11 protein-coding genes and 1 tRNA gene are annotated in these 16,251 nt (G+C 48.6%); 10 read left to right on the forward strand and 2 right to left on the reverse strand.

Annotated elements, in window-relative coordinates; all coding sequences use genetic code 11:
- Positions 1-31 precede the first annotated feature (31 nt).
- On the forward strand, positions 32-787 hold the full coding sequence (surE, locus tag GXX34_07840; GenBank protein ID HHW07420.1) for a 5'/3'-nucleotidase SurE: 756 nt from the start codon (positions 32-34) through the stop codon (positions 785-787).
- 1 nt (position 788) lies between these two features.
- Here the strand turns inward: surE and spoVB are convergent, their stop codons facing one another.
- Complete coding sequence (gene spoVB / locus GXX34_07845; GenBank protein HHW07421.1) at positions 789-2,291, reverse strand: stage V sporulation protein B; 1,503 nt, start codon at positions 2,289-2,291, stop codon at positions 789-791.
- Between the two features lie 269 nt (positions 2,292-2,560).
- On the opposite strand from spoVB, the gene fusA reads away from it, so the two are divergent.
- The 5 genes from fusA (at position 2,561) to GXX34_07870 (ending at position 7,727) form a co-directional block, all read left to right on the forward strand.
- A complete protein-coding gene (fusA, locus tag GXX34_07850; GenBank protein ID HHW07422.1) occupies positions 2,561-4,603 on the forward strand; it encodes an elongation factor G in 2,043 nt (680 codons plus the stop codon).
- A gap of 216 nt (positions 4,604-4,819) precedes the next feature.
- A complete protein-coding gene (gmk, locus tag GXX34_07855) occupies positions 4,820-5,389 on the forward strand; it encodes a guanylate kinase (GenBank protein ID HHW07423.1) in 570 nt (189 codons plus the stop codon).
- 39 nt (positions 5,390-5,428) lie between these two features.
- A tRNA-Trp gene (locus tag GXX34_07860) sits at positions 5,429-5,504 on the forward strand.
- A 623-nt stretch (positions 5,505-6,127) separates the two neighbouring features.
- Positions 6,128-6,964: a hypothetical protein gene (locus tag GXX34_07865; GenBank protein ID HHW07424.1), complete on the forward strand. Its 837-nt coding sequence runs from the start codon at positions 6,128-6,130 to the stop codon at positions 6,962-6,964.
- 31 nt (positions 6,965-6,995) lie between these two features.
- Entirely contained in the window at positions 6,996-7,727 is a 732-nt protein-coding gene (locus tag GXX34_07870) for a cytochrome b/b6 domain-containing protein (GenBank protein HHW07425.1), read from the forward strand.
- 832 nt (positions 7,728-8,559) lie between these two features.
- On the opposite strand, the gene GXX34_07875 is transcribed toward GXX34_07870, so the two are convergent.
- Positions 8,560-8,805 (reverse strand): hypothetical protein, encoded by a 246-nt coding sequence (locus GXX34_07875; GenBank protein HHW07426.1) that lies wholly within the window; start codon positions 8,803-8,805, stop codon positions 8,560-8,562.
- 390 nt (positions 8,806-9,195) lie between these two features.
- Here GXX34_07875 and GXX34_07880 point away from each other — a divergent pair, with 390 nt between their 5' ends.
- The 4 genes from GXX34_07880 (at position 9,196) to GXX34_07895 (ending at position 16,163) form a co-directional block, all read left to right on the forward strand.
- Positions 9,196-10,131: a hypothetical protein gene (locus GXX34_07880; GenBank protein HHW07427.1), complete on the forward strand. Its 936-nt coding sequence runs from the start codon at positions 9,196-9,198 to the stop codon at positions 10,129-10,131.
- 13 nt (positions 10,132-10,144) lie between these two features.
- Positions 10,145-10,978, forward strand: a complete 834-nt coding sequence (locus tag GXX34_07885; protein HHW07428.1) for a cytochrome b/b6 domain-containing protein — start codon at positions 10,145-10,147, stop codon at positions 10,976-10,978.
- A gap of 129 nt (positions 10,979-11,107) precedes the next feature.
- A complete protein-coding gene (locus tag GXX34_07890; protein HHW07429.1) occupies positions 11,108-13,915 on the forward strand; it encodes a UPF0182 family protein in 2,808 nt (935 codons plus the stop codon).
- Positions 13,899-16,163, forward strand: coding sequence for a vitamin B12-dependent ribonucleotide reductase (locus GXX34_07895; protein ID HHW07430.1), 2,265 nt, complete (start codon positions 13,899-13,901; stop codon positions 16,161-16,163). Before GXX34_07890 ends, GXX34_07895 begins: the two co-directional genes overlap by 17 nt.
- Positions 16,164-16,251: the final 88 nt, after the last annotated feature.

The following is a 16,251-nucleotide window of genomic DNA, read 5'->3' on the forward strand; positions in this document are numbered from 1 at the left end:
TGCAAAACTAAAGGTTTAGGTAGGTGCATAAATGCTTATTCTGCTGACTAACGATGACGGTATTCTGGCTCCCGGCATTCATGCACTACGGCAGGCTTTTGAACCGCTGGCGGAAGTAATCCTTGTTGCCCCCGACCGGGAGCGCAGTGCTACCGGACACGGGATTACCATGCATAAACCTTTGCGGGTAGAAGACCACACTTTTGGCCGGTCCCAAGGATACGCGGTGTCGGGAACACCGGCTGATTGTGTGAAGCTGGCCTTAGAGCAGTTGTTGCCTGAAGAGCCTGACCTGGTAATCTCTGGCATTAACCGGGGAGCTAATCTAGGTACTGACGTCCTGTATTCCGGCACCGTGTCCGGGGCTTTGGAAGCCATTATTAATGGGATACCGGCCATGGCCGTATCGTTGGATATTCGCAACAAAGGCAACTATCACGTGGCCGCTGAGTTTGCTACGAAAATGGCTTCGTTCTTTGCCCAGCACCCAATGCCCACCAATACCCTCATCAACATCAATGTGCCTGATCTGGACAAAGCCGACATCAAAGGGATTAAGGTGGCAAAGCTGGGATTACGAAGATATATAGACTGTGTCGAAGAGAGAAAAGATCCCCGGGGGAAGAGCTATTACTGGCTGTCAGGTAAGCTACAGGATGAATTGGAGCCCGAAACCGATGTCTGGGCGGTGAGCCAGGGCTATATCGCCTTAACCCCTGTACATTACGATCTCACCAACTACCATGCCCTGCCCGGCCTGCAAGAGCTGGCCGACCTTGCATGGTAAGTTACTTGAAGCGAAAGTCCTGCCACCGCACTACTCTCAGGGCGAAGAGGGTTACCAGGTACAAGCCGCCTGAGGTGAAAACAAGCATCAACAAGTTGAAGGTGTTTTCCAGCAGGACAATGGACAAGGCCATAAGTGAGACAGCTGCCAGGGCTTGACCAAGCCAGTCTCGCCACTCTAAGTTGACAGGGATATTTCTCATAATGATTGCTATATTGAGAAAACAAGCCAGGGCCGCTCCGGCCACCACCCCCAATGCAGCACCGGTGATGCCAAGGCTGGGAAGTCCTGTTAAGAAGTACGTAACACCTAACCCAATTCCGTTGCCAAGCAGGGAATTCAGCAACATTCTCCTCATCTGTCCCATACCGTAGAGCATTCCGGCCGTGGTCTGCTGCAAGTACAGAAAAACGCAGCCCGGAGCCAGCCATCTGAGGGGAACGGCTGCTTCCCTGTTGTTGAAGAATGCTTGGGTCAATGGTTCTGCCAGCAATAAAAACAAGACGGTAAAAGGCAAAGCGGTTAAGACAGTAATCTTAAAGGCTTGATTAACCCTTAGAGACAGGGCGCCGTAGTGCTTTTGCGCCAGGGCGGAAGCAATGACAGGCAGCAAAACGCTGCTTAGGGAGCCGGTAATCACCGTGGGGAAGTTTACTAATGACATCGCCATACCCGAGAAAGCCCCGTAAATCTGCGTGGCTTGTTGAACCGTGGCTCCTGCCAACTGCAGCCGGTGCGGAATCATAATCGCTTTAGCGCTTAACATGAGGCTTGCCAGTATCCTTGCCAGAGTCACCGGCACGGATAAGGACCATAATTGCTTCAGCACCGAACTAATCTCCGCTATGTCTTTTGGATCGAAAACGGAGACTTTTGGCCGGTTCGCCCAATAAAAGGACACCAGCACTAGCAAGCCGGCCATTTCACCCAGTACCACAGCCAATGCCAAAGCCCCGGCACCAAACTCCAGGCCGTAGGGCAATAGCCAGGAGACCAGGGTCATGCCAATCACCAGCCTGACCATTTGCTCGACCAGCTGCCCCGCAGCCAAAGGTAACATGTGGTTGATGCCTTGAAAATACCCTCGTAGTACGGAACTTAACGAGACAAAAAAGATAGCGGGGATCAGGGCCATAAAGGGCCAGTACACCCTGGGATCACTAAAGGCCCAGGTAACGAACCAGGGAGCTCCGTACGTTAAGACGGAGGGTATAAGCATCCCTGTCAAGGCTAACAACAAAAGAGATATACTCATAATGGTATTCATTCTTTGCTGCTGGCTTTGGGCGCTGTTATCGGCAATGAGCTTGGCCACGGCCACTGGGATCCCAGCCGTAGTTAACACCAAAATCAAAGTTACCACCGGAAAAACCATTTCATACAGACCAATACCCTCAGCCCCAATCAGCCGGACCATATAGATTCTATAACCGAATCCGAGGACACGCGTTAAAACTGAGCCCACCATTAAAATTAGTACGCCGCGGAAAAAACCTTGTTTCATGGTACCAGCCCCCACCTTTCCTATCATATGCCGCCGATGGTTAAATTAGGATAGAGTGGGTAAAGCTGGGTATAAACTTAGGCAAGAACTGAAAAACTAATCCAAGAATTGCTGAAAGAATTACACGGACAATATTTATGGACAAACTTGTAAAGGAAATATTTTTTGTTTAAAAAGGATTTTGCTCTGTTTAGATTTAATAATACATATTAAACCACAACGACTGCTGGATGGTTTGAACCGTCAAGTAAAGGCAAAGGAGGACGCGCATGAAAGTATTCACCACCGACAAAATCAAGAATATCGCCATTGTGGCCCATGGTGGTGCCGGAAAGACATCGCTGACCGAAGCGATGTTGTTCAACGCAGGGGTCACTAACCGCCTTGGGAAAGTAGACGATGGTAACACCGTAACAGACTATTTCCCGGAAGAAATTAAGCGTAAAATTACGATAAACACTGCTGTCGCATCTCTCGTGTGGCAGGATCACAAGTTAAATATTCTTGATACGCCGGGCTACTCAGACTTCATCGGCGACGTCAAGAGCGCTCTACGGGTAGCAGACAGCTTGGTCATGACTGTTTGCGGCGTTTCCGGCGTAGAAGTGCAAACGGAAATTATCTGGGAATTTGCCGAAGAACAAAACATTCCCAAGTTTGTTTTTGTCAATAAAATGGACCGGGAAAACGCCAACTTTTACAGGGTACTGGACCAGCTGAAATCCCAGTTCAGCGGTTTGATCACCCCAATCCAACTGCCCATCGGAGCGGAAAGCAGTTTTAAAGGCGTAGTGGATCTCGTGGACATGAAAGCCATCGTCTTTGACAAGGGCGGCAAAGCCTCTACGGAAGAAATCCCCGCCGATCTCATGGATGAAGCCATGAGTTACCGCGAAAGCTTAATTGAAGCAGCAGCGGAAGGCGATGATGAACTCTTGATGAAATACCTGGAAGGTGAAGAACTGACTGCCGAGGAAATCCATTTTGGCTTGCGGAATGGGGTAAAAGCCAACAAAATTATTCCAGTCCTCTGCGGTTCAGCCCTGCACAACATCGGCATTACACCGTTAATGGACCGGTTGGTGGACCTGGCACCGGCTCCCAATGAGAGCGAAGCCAAAGACCGGAAAGTTGACGCAGACACCTTGTCTGCTTTAACCTTTAAGACTTTAAGTGACCCTTATGTCGGCAAACTGAGCTTTTTCCGAGTGTTTTCCGGTACCATGAAATCTGACAGCGTGGTTTACAACACTGCCAAGAACGCAGATGAGAAAATCGGGCAAATCTATGTCATGCAAGGGAAGAACCAACTGCCCGTACCGGAAGTGCACGCCGGGGACATTGCGGCTCTGACCAAACTCCAAACCACCGGCACCGGCGACACTTTAGCCGAAAAGGGTAACCCCATCGTTTTGACAGGCATCGAATTCCCAACGCCGAACTTATCGGTAGCTATCCAACCTAAGAGCAAGGGTGATGAAGACAAATTGGGGACGGCCATTGCCAGGTTGCTGGATGAAGATCCAACCCTAAAATTCACAAAAAGTGTGGAGACCAACCAGTCCGTATTAACCGGTATGGGCGAAATGCACCTGGACATCATCATTGAAAGGCTGAAGAGCAAGTTCGGCGTAGAAGTAGAGCAGATTCCCTTGAAAATACCCTACCGGGAAACCATTAAAGGCAAAGCCACCAGAGTGGAAGGAAAACACAAGAAGCAAACCGGTGGCCATGGACAGTACGGCCATGTGTTTATCGACATGGAACCCCTGGCCGATAACGAATTCGAGTTTGCCGAGACCGTTTTCGGCGGCGCTGTTCCTAGGAACTACTTCCCGGCCGTGGAAAAGGGTATTAGAGAGGCCATGGCGGAAGGTGTACTAGCCGGATACCCGGTTACTAATATCAAGGTCACATTAACCGACGGTTCATATCACCCGGTTGATTCTTCCGAACTGGCCTTTAAGATTGCGGCAGGCCTGGCCTTCAGGAAAGCGATGGAACAAGCAAAACCGGTGTTATTGGAGCCCATCTTAAACGTTGAAGTGAGAGTACCGGAACAGTTCATGGGCGACATTATGGGTGACCTAAACGTTAAACGGGGGCGCATCCTGGGCATGGAACGGGACGGCAATAAACAGGTCATCAAAGCCCTGGTGCCTTACGCTGAAATGCACCGGTATGCCATCGATCTCAAATCCATGACTCAGGGAAGGGGCAGCTTTACCACCGAATTCTACGGTTACGAAGAGGTACCGGCCAATATTGCTGAGAAAATTATTGAAGCTGCCAAGGCCGCTAAGAACAATTAGATTGCATCAAGAAAACCCTACATCCCAGTAGGGTTTTCTTGTAGCCTTACCTTGACATCCCGGCAAATATTCATTATACTGCAACACAAGAATGCAAAAGGAAGGTTGTCACCAGTGAACCAGCATCACCAGTCACCACCGACCTATCGAAAGCAAACATCCATCATTGAATTTAGCCCCTCAGACCGGCAAGAGGGACCTGGCATATTCTTTGTCGTGTCAGGTCCTTCCGGGGTCGGGAAAAACACCCTGCTGAATTTTGCTTTAAACAAGGTCAAAGGGATTTACTACTTACCTTCGTTAACGACCAGACCCCTTAGACCCATGGAGAGCCAGGGAAACCCGTATTTTTTTGTCAGCGTAGAAGAATTCGAATCCATGATTAACGAGAATATGTTTCTCGAGTGGAAGAGGATCCATAACGGCAACTATTATGGGACCCACTTGCCAACCATACTCTATGCCTTGCACAACGGCTTTGACCTGGCCACCGATATGGATGTCCTGGGCTGCCAGGACGTCAGGCAGCGGTTTCCTGACAATGTGGTGTCTATTTTCATTGCTCCCCCAAGTATAGAAGAGCTGGCACTGCGCCTGAGCAAGAGAGATAAAAACCCGGAAGTCGCCAAAGAAAGGTTGGCCCGGGTTGAAATGGAAATGTCTCACATGCCCCATTACCAATATGTCGTCATTAACGATGAGTTGGAAAGGGCAGGGGAAGAGCTGGCCGGTATCTTCAGGCATCATCGCCTTCACCGGCATGTTTCCTTTCCGAAAAAGGGTTGACAATGTTTTGTTAAGCAGTTATAATGTAAACTGCGTCGAAGGGGAGTAGCTCAATTGGTAGAGCATCGGTCTCCAAAACCGAGAGTTGCGGGTTCAAGTCCTGTCTCCCCTGCCATAAGAAGAGCCGGTAACTGTGATAGTTGCCGGCTCTTTTTATTTTGGCGGCACCTTACCGGAAAAAAAATTACAAAATTCTTTTTAAAAAAGAAGGAAAATCTTATTCGATGCAGAATATAGTGTAATAAAAATATTACAAATTTATTTCTAATGTATTTTCAAATTCTTGTGAAGGTTAGCGCCTTCATAAAACTTAACAAAAGACGACGCATCCGTCAAGTCCAGAGACTATGAGTCCAGAGGCCAGCGGATTTACCTTAGAGCTGGCCTGGGTATTAGGCCAGTTTTTTCATGGGCAAAAATGTGCTGGTCCGAACAAACGCAAGAAAAGGGGGGAGGCTCATTAATCTTGACATGCGGGCTTATGTTTCCCATGCTCCGGGATGTACGTCTGTTCTAGATAACTATATGTTGGAAGGTGTGATTAATGGAAGACCTGCTATGCTGCTGTGAAAAGCTGATTTGTCAAATTGACGGCGATAACATTATCATCAAGTGCCGGTATTGTAAACGGGTAATATTGATTCGCACAAAAGGTATTATCAATCATTTAGGTTGTGAAACGGCCTTACTGTAAGAAGATAGACAAATCAAGTAAGGTTTTGAAGGGGTGTAAAACCGATGTCCTGCCATGGTTTGAGAGTTCAATCAAAACATATCCTGGTGCTTTGTATCTGCGCGTTCATGCTGGTATGCTTGAGTCTTTTTGCTACCGGTGCTTTCGCGGCGTCCGCTAATAATGAACAATGCCTGCAATGCCACGGCAACCCGGATTTCAAAATCGAAAAAGACGGGGTCACCAAATCCCTGTATGTTGACGGCGAGGCTTGGAAAAACTCAGCTCATAGCTTTGCTACCTGCAACTCGTGCCACCCGGGCACGGAGGCTTTTCCCCATAACAAAACAGCAGCCGTCATGCCCGATAGTTGCAGCACCTGTCATCCCAACGAAGTAGCGGAATACAAGAAGAGCGATCACGCGCAGGGATTTGCCAGCTGTGTAGACTGTCACGGTGATATGCACACCGGACAAAGCCAGAAAGACATGCCTGTAGCCAGGAAACTCCAGAATCATGTGGAAACATGCGGCCAATGTCACGAAGGAAGGATCATGGAAAGCTACCAGGAGAGCTTCCATGGAAAAGCCGTATCTCTTGGTGGAACCAATGTACCATCGTGTGTCACGTGCCACGGTGCACACGCCGTGACCGGCCCGGATGATCCTGCTTCCCCTGTAGCCAAGGCCAATATTCCTAATACCTGCGCCACATGCCACCCGGAACCGCAGGCTAACATGGCCGCCGGTACGGAGCATTTCGTCCTCGATAGGGAAGGCCCGGGCAAACCCATGTTCTATACCTTCAAGTTCTTTACCTGGCTGACCATTATCACGATTACTCTGTTGATCATCCATATTGAGTTGGAACTGTTCCGCCGTCTGCGTAACCTGAAAAAATAAAACCGGTGATTGACATTAGGAGGTGGGTTCAATGGCTCATGGAAAACCGGAAAAAACCTTTCAACGTTTTAATATTCACCAAAGAATTCAACATATCATGATGTTTACCAGTTTTATCGCCTTGTCTATTACGGGACTGCCGATCAAATACAATACCACCGAATGGGCGAAAACAATTACGGCCATGTTTGGCGGTTTTGACAACATGTTTCTGGTGCACAAAATCGGCGCGGTAGTAATGCTGGCCAGCTCTGTGTATCATTTGATTTACTTGATTATCTACCCGCTGGTCACCAAGAAACTATCTTTCGCCGCCGTGCCCAGTCCCAAAGACGTGAAAGATTTGTTCCAGAACATACGGTATTTCTTAGGACTAACCAAAGAACCGCCGAAGTTTGACCGGTACTCCTATAAAGAAAAGTTCGACTATTGGGCTGTGTTTTGGGGTATGGTCATTATGGGTGGCTCCGGTCTGATGCTGTGGTTCCCGCACATTGCCACGAGATATTTTCCCAGGTGGGTTATCGATTGCGCCCAGTATGCCCACAGCGATGAAGCCATGCTGGCCATTCTGGCTATCTTCATTTGGCACTTTTACAATGTTCACTTCAGCCCGACATTTTTCCCCGGCAGCTTGGTGTGGTTTCATGGCAAACTGACCAGGAAACTGATGAAACATGAGCACCCCCTGGAATTAGAGCGATTGGAGAACCAGCTACCGAACCACAACCAACCGCCTGCCAATAAGACCCATCATGTTTAGGGGGGATAGCATGAGCAGCAAGTTCGAAAAAAGCAAAGGCCTGATGGTGGTAGAGATGATCATTTATGCAGCAGTACTGGTCTGGTTCTTAAAATCATTTCTCCCACTGGGGCTGATGTAAACGGGCAAAGCGGGGCATATTCACGGTGAGTATGCCCCGTTTGATCCAAGCTATAATAAATTGGTCAGATTCGCAATTTTTTTGCTATTTTTTTTAAATATTTTTTTTACTTTAGCAGGAAATGCCTAAATGAGGTCGAATATATATAACCAAAACATAGAGGCGCTATAGGACAAAGTGAAAGTTCGAACATATGTAATCTTTTAAACCGCCAGCGATATTCACAAAATAAATAAACAAGGCAAACAAGACCGAGTCAAAAGGCTGAGTCATCCAATAATCTAGATTTTCACTTGGAGCCAGTCTTTTGCGACTGGCTTTTTTGCTACAGCTGGTGAGAAGGCTAGGGGAACAGTAACCCCGCTTTCTCCAAATCAAGTATGGAGCGCCGAAGAAGCCTTTGACAACCACTGAAACGTCTCTAAACAAAGGAGGGGTGGGGGCATGAAAGACTTCCGATGCCAATGTAAAAAGATCGTTTTTCAAATTGAAGGGGATACGATCATAATCAAATGTCGCCACTGTAAGCGGTATATACACATTCGCACGAAAGGATTAATCGACGTTCAGTACAAACTTGACCCGGAAACGACACAGGTTAACCTCAGCACAATCAAAAATTAATGGGCAAAACCGGTTGGTAACTAAGTCGTTAGACTTTAAGTCAGGAGACTAGTTTACTAAGTGAGTTTAGTAGACTAGTCTTTTGTGTTATTTGCCAGCAACGATATGGAAAGCCGCGAAGCTACAAGCTCTAAAGGCTAGCGCATCCCAGTTTACTTGGGTTTGGCTAGCCTCTTGTTTTTCAAACCAGGCTGAGGGGGGAGGGCAATGGAGAATTTCCGGTGTCAGTGCAAGAAAATTGTGTGCCAAATTGAAGGAAACACAGTCATCATTAAATGCCGCCACTGTAAACGGTTTATACATATCAAGACTAAAGGCATTATTGACATCCAATACAGACTAACCGCCGGCACTGATGAAGAGAATGTGGCCGTCGTTAAGTTGTAGGCCAGCGGCCTGTTCAAGTATCAAACAGAAAGAGGTGAGCTCTTATGTTGAGACTGGCGATCGGGAATACTGTAGCGTACTTGCTCACGGCGTGGTTCATCGTTTCATTTGCATTGATCACTTTTTCAGGCGTAGCATTTCTCGGCACCCTCCTGTACCACCTGTGCTTCTAGCAATTATTGCGGTCCTCCAAGCCCAAGGCTTCAAGCCTCGAGCTCCCATATTTTTTTTCACCTAAACATTACATTTTTATTGCCATTTGTTTGCAAATTATTTCCGGCTACTAACGGTTTCATAATGATGTTTCCAATTGCAAGCGCGAAAGGAGTGACGGAGATGTGGAAACAGAAACTGGGTGATTCTATCGCCGCTGCTATTACCGCTATGTTTGTGCTAGTGGCGGTGACAATCGTAGCTGCCTCTGTTTTCTGCAGTGTGTTCCTTTTCGCCCAAGCTGCCTGGGCTGCCGGTCCAGGCCAGGGCAATGATTATTGCTTCAGCTGCCATGGCAATGAAGGAATGAAGATCAATTACGATGGTAAAGAAATCCTGTTGACCGTCGACAAAGAAGCCTATGAGAATTCGGTCCACGGTAGTTTCAACTGTACCTCATGCCATGCAGGCACGGAGACCTTTCCACACCAAACCGAATACAACGCCAGCTTCGGCCGGCAAATGATGGAGAATTGTAAATCATGCCATACGGAAATCTACCAGCAGTTTAAGAACAGCACCCATGGACAATACAGCAGCCTTGTTTCCTGTGAGAGCTGCCACGGCAAACCCCATAACATACTGCCGGCTGAAAACAGGGAATCCCAGCACAACCGTTTCAACATTATTGACAGCTGTGGTACCTGTCACAGCGGCGTAGTAATGGAGAGCTACCAGCGCAGTTTCCACGGCATTGCCTTCAGCTATGAGTACGAGAACGCACCTAACTGCGTTGACTGTCATACTGCCCACAGTATTCTGCCCAGTGATAATCCGAACTCTACCATATCGGCTGCCAACATAGGCAGTACCTGTGAGCCCTGCCATAAAGGTATGATCAATGCAGGTGCTAACCTGCTCAACGGCAAGACCCATGTGGTACCGGAGGATAAGGAGAATGCTTTCCCGTTATGGATTACTTGGAAGATATTCTTAGGGCTCATCCTGTTCGATGTGGTCATGAATGGGACCATCCCTACCTTTGAGCTGATTAGGCATTTGAGAAATCTGAAAAAGAAACAAGCAGCCACCAGCGCCGGGGCGAAGAAGAGCATTTAAAGGAGGGAGTACCATGTCTAAAGCTGCTGACAAGGTAATTCAGATTGTCCGCTTTAGCTTGCAGCAGAGGATCCAGCATGGATTGCTGGCCGTCAGCGTCCTGATGTTGATTTTTACCGGGTTTCCCATTAAGTACAGCGCGGAACCTTGGGCTGGTTATGCCATTAAACTGTTTGGCGGATTTGGCAACCTGTTTCTCTTTCACCAGGTCTTCGCGGTCCTGATGGTATTGACTGCAGCTTACCACGTGGTCTGGTTGATTTGGACTTTCATCAAAAAGGGCCCGTCTTGGGAAATGATCCCTACCATTAAGGATTTTAAGGATGCCATTCACCACGCCAAGTACCTGCTGGGTATGACTGACACCCCACCCCAGTACGGTCGTTACAGCTATTTGGAGAAATTCGAGTATTTTGCCGTTATTTGGGGCGTCATTGTAATGGGCTTCTCCGGTCTGATTTTATGGTTCCCCGGTATGTTCTATTGGATGCCGCGCTGGGCCTTTGGAGTAGCCCGGGTAGTACACAGCAACGAAGCCTTCATCTGCATGCTGGCTTTGTTCGTAGGCCATTTCTTCCATGTGCATTTTCATCCCAGGGTTTTCCCCAGCAGTTTAGTTTGGTTGAACGGTAAAATGTCCCTGCACCACCTCAAGGAAGAGCATCCTTTAGAGTATGAACAATTGATCAAAGCTCACCCTGAGCTTAAGGACGCAAAAGCAGAAGAACACCATTCCCGGTGGGCAAGGTCAAAGATTTTAATTTATGGCGAATTGGTCTTCTTCCTAGGGCTTTTCGCTTACCTGCTCTACACTTTCGTCCCTCTGTTCTTGCAGGACTTAATTTAGCCTGAACCTGTCATCCAAAACGGAAGTCATCGCCTGTCACGGGCGATGACTTCCGTTTTTTAGGCAGGAAAATGGGGGCAAACCAAGAATTATATATGATTAAACGAAATGTAGAGGTGTTGATTGTCGTTGCAGAGCAGGCTTAACAGGGCCAGACTCATCGTTTTAGCAGTAACAGTAATCGGGTGGCTGATCCTTTCTGCACTTTCAGGGCTTATTACCGAGGCTATTTGGTTTAACCACCTGGGTTTCGGCAGTGTATTTTGGAAAGTCTTAAATACCAAGCTGGTCATTTATGCCGCCATCTTTACGTTAACCTTTATACTCTTTTTTCTGAACCTAAAGCTGGCTTTAAAGCATCAAAGGGATTATGATATCATTGACAGCGCCCTGCCGCCTGTCCTGAGACTGTACAGGCAGCTCATTCTCTCCAGGCTGCCGTACAGGGCGTTGAATATATTTTTTTTGTGCATCGGCTTAGCCGTGGCCGGCTACACTGCTTACCGGCTGGACACCGGCTGGGCTGTTTGGCTCCAGCTGGTCAATCGTGTGCCCTTTGGTATTGCCGACCCCATTTTTGGTATGGATGTTAGTTTTTTTGTTTTCGTTTTACCTATCTTTGAAACGATCCGGGATATATTATCTCCATTGCTGGTTTGGCTCCTGCCGGTAACTTTCACGGCGTACCTGTTGTTCAACCCGTCCCAGTTAATAGGGTGGCGCAGGACAAAACTGACTTTCGGCCAGCGGCACTTGTTGATCCTGGCCGGGCTGTTGTTTTTTTTGCTGGCTTTTCACATCCTGCTGAAGGCCTTCCGGCTCCCCCTGCACCAAAACTCTTTATTCTTGGGTGCCGGTTACACGGACGTATACGTACTGCTGCCGGGCTACGGTTTATCGACGTTATGTCTAGTGACGCTGGGGATGCTATGTCTCGGGAGCCTGCATACATGGAGATTCAAGTTGACACTGGTGACAGGCCTGGTTAGTTTACTAATTGCCGGTATATCTACCGTGGCGCTGCCGCCGGTGGTGCAGCGGTTGATCGTTGAGCCAAACCAATTCGCCAAGGAAAAGGCTTTCCTAGAACATCACATTAACATGACCCGCTATGCCTATGATTTGGAAAAGGTGGAGGAACGCCAGTTTCCCGCCGGTACCGGCCAGCTGGATTTGGACAAATTCAAAGCCACCATTGACAATATCAGGTTGTGGGATTGGCGGCCGCTGCAATTGAGTTATAATCAACTGCAGGCATTAAGTTACTATTATAGTTTTCACGGCATTGACGTGGATCGCTACCTTATCGACGGGAAGCTGCGACAAGTGATGCTGGCCGCCAGGGAAATTGACTTAAGCAGGTTTGAAGCCCATGTCCAAACTTGGACCAACACCAGGTTAAGATATACACACGGCTACGGCTTAGTGATGAGCCCGGTGGATGAAGCCACTGCCACCGGGTTACCGCTGTTTCTCATTAAGGACATTCCCCCCACCACAGTGACGGGGCTGTCCCTTGAGAGACCGGAGATTTATTTCGGCGAACTTACCGGTGATTATGTCATTACAAATACTAATATTAAGGAATTCGACTATCCCCAGGGAGAGGATAATGCGGAAACCATTTACCAGGGTACGGGCGGCATACTTTTGGATAATTACCTGAAAAGATTGCTGTTTGCGGCCCGCTTCAAAGACTACCGCCTTTTAATCAGTAACGAATTGCACAGGGGGAGCCAGCTTCTGATGCATCGTCAAATAGTGGACCGGGTGCAGCGGATCGCTCCTTTCCTGCGGCTGGATGAGGACCCGTACCTGGTGCTTGAAGACGGCAGACTCTACTGGCTGCTGGATGCTTACACCACCAGCCGGTATTACCCGTATGCGGCCATGACGCCGGGTTGGGGAAACTATGTGCGAAATCCGGTTAAAGTAGTAGTAGACGCGTATCATGGAGATGTGGATTTTTATGTGGTGGACCGGCAAGAACCGATTGCCATGGCCTGGCAGAAGGCTTTTCCGGGGATGTTCAAAAATATTGAAGATATGCCTGCGGGATTGCAAGCACATCTTCGTTATCCGGTGGATTTATTTGAAATACAAGCCAGCATCTACGCCAAGTATCATATGAAGAATCCTTTGGTATTCTATAATGACGAAGATGCGTGGAAAATACCCGAGGAAAAGTTTCAATCAGAAACCGTCACCATGGAACCGTATTATACCATTTTGCAATTGGAAGGACACCAGGAGCCAGAGTTTGTCCTGATGCTTCCCTTCATACCGGCCAAACAAATCGCCAATATGGTGGCTTGGATGGCTGCTCTAAACGATCCGCCCCATTACGGGAAACTCATTGTTTATAAATTCTTTAAGGACCAGCATGTCTATGGGCCAATGCAAATTGAATCCAGGATCGACCAGGATTCGGAAATATCGCAACAGCTGACCTTGTGGGACCAACGAGGCTCCAGGGTAATCCGGGGGAACCTGCTGGTCATCCCCCTCGAGGGCGCCATTCTTTACGTAGAACCTATTTTCCTCCAATCGGAACAAAGCAGCATCCCGGAACTCAGCCGGGTCATCGTGGTGTTTGAAGAACAAGTAGTCATGGCGCGAACCTTAGATGAAGCCTTGGCAGCGATTCTTGGTGACAGACAACAAGAAATAATAGCTAAAGAAGAATGGGAAATAAGACCCTCGGAAGAACCACCAAGCTATCAAGAACTGGCCGCATTGGCCAAAACCGTCTTCGATGAAGCTATAGCAGCGCAGCGACAGGGCAATTGGGCTTTATACGGTGAAAAGCTGGCCCAGTTGGAAGACGTGATCAATCAAATGCTGACCCTGACTTCAACAGTTGAGGAAGGGGATCACCATGGTGAAGAAAATGAAATAGAAGAAGGAAGGGAACAACATGCTGAATTTGACGCCTAATGCTATAACCATATTGGAAAAGCGTTATCTCCGCAAAGAGAACGGCAAAGTCGTGGAAACGCCGGAGGAAATGTTCCGGCGCGTAGCCGGCGCCGTGGCTGAAGCTGAATACGCTTTCAATCCAAGCATGGAACCAGAAAAGGTTAACGAGATCGCTGAGGTTTTTTACAACCTGATGGCCAAATTAGATTTCTTGCCCAACAGCCCTACCTTGATGAATGCCGGCCTGGACTTGGGCCAGCTGGCGGCATGTTTTGTGCTTCCCGTAGGCGACAGCATGGATGAAATATTCACTGCCGTCAAAGACGCGGCCCTCATCCACAAAAGCGGGGGAGGGACCGGTTTTTCCTTTTCCCGTTTAAGGCCTAAGAATGACCCGGTCAGAACCACGGGAGGGGTGGCTTCCGGCCCGGTTTCCTTTATGAAAGTATTTAATGCCGCCACCGAAGCCATTAAGCAGGGCGGAACCCGTCGCGGTGCCAACATGGGCATCCTGCGGGTGGATCATCCTGACATCCGGGAATTCATCACTGCTAAAGCGGATAACAATGAACTGACTAATTTCAACATTTCCGTAGGGCTGACCAAAGAATTTATGGAAGCCGTAGAGAAGAATGAACAGTATCATTTAGTTTTTAACGGCAAGATTTATGATCAAGTGGCCGCAGCTGAGCTGTTTGACTTGATTGTGGAGCACGCTTGGAAAAACGGTGAGCCCGGCATTGTCTTTTTGGACAGGCTTAATGAAGCCAACCCGACCCCTGAACTGGGTGAAATAGAAGCCACCAACCCGTGTGGGGAACAGCCCTTGCTAGGTTACGAAGCCTGCAATCTCGGTTCCATTAACCTGGCCCACATGGTCACCGAAGATAATACCATTGATTGGGATAAATTGGAGTATACGGTCAAGTGGAGTGTCCGGTTCCTTGACAACGTCATTGAAGTAAGCAAGTACCCGATCGATAAAATTGACGCCATGGTAAAGGGAAACAGGAAAATCGGCCTGGGTGTGATGGGCTGGGCTGACCTGTTGTTCCAGTTGATGATCCCGTATAATTCACCGGAAGCCATTGAACTGGCTTCCCAAGTGATGCAGTTTATTCAAGAAAAATCCCATGCCTATTCAAGTCAACTGGCACTGGAGCGGGGCAGCTTCCCGAACATTGACCGGAGTGTCTACCGGGGACAAGCCATGCGCAACGCTACTTGTACCACCATCGCTCCCACCGGGACCATCAGCATGATCGCCGGGACCTCCTCCGGGATTGAACCGGTTTTCTCCCTGGCATATGTGAAACATGTCCTGGATGGTGAACAGTTAGTAGAAATCAACCCGGTCTTTAAGAGACTGCTGGATACCCTGGAACCTGCAAAAAGAAGTGCCGTCATTTCCAAGGTGATCGAAACAGGCAGCCTGCAGGCAGTCCAAGGCATTCCCGAACGGTGGAAAAAAGTATTTATAACAGCACTGGAAATCAGCCCGGAAGACCACATCAGAATGCAGGCCGCTTTCCAGAAGTACTGTGATAATGCCGTTTCCAAAACGGTGAACTTCCCTTACACAGCCACCAAAGAAGATGTGCGGCAGGTTTACCTGTTAGCTTACAAGCTGGGTTGCAAAGGAGTAACGGTATATCGGTCAGGCAGCAGAGCCAATGAAGTGCTGACCATCGGCAAGGGAGAGAAAAAAGCTCCCGCCCAAGATAAGATTTACCCGCGGGCCCGGCCTAAGCAGACGGTGGGGATTACCGATCAGGTCAAAACAGGATGCGGCAAAATGTATATCACCGTCAATTCCGATGACCAGGGCCTGATTGAAACATTCATCACCACCGGTTCTTCCGGTGGATGCAGCGGTTTTACCGAAGGGGTGAGCCGCCTGATTTCCCTGGCCTTGAGGGCAAATATTGCTCCCGAAGCGATCATAGACCAGCTCACTTCGGTCAGCTGCCCTAATTTCATCCGGAGAAAAGCCACGGATGCCAGCATTGTCGGCAAGAGCTGCCCTGATATCATCGGTCGCATCCTGTACCAGCAGCTCAAAGCCAGCAACCAGTATCAAGAAGACATCAAACAATTGTTCCAAGCGTGCCGGGACGAATACTGCGCCACCAGTGAAACAGCTTGTACCGGGAACCTGTCCGAGGACGATTACATTAAATTAGGTCTTTGCCCCGAGTGCAAAGCTCCCCTGAGATTTGCCGAAGGATGCCTCAGCTGCCAATGCGGCTTCAGCAAATGCGGCTAGAAGAGAGTGAGGTGGCCATCGATGCCCTGCATCCATTGGTACGGCCAATCTGTTTTCTACCTGGAAGCGGCGCCGCCGCACCATGACA

The organism is Clostridia bacterium (assembly GCA_012840125.1).
Lineage (GTDB): Bacteria > Bacillota > DULZ01 > DULZ01 > DULZ01 > DULZ01.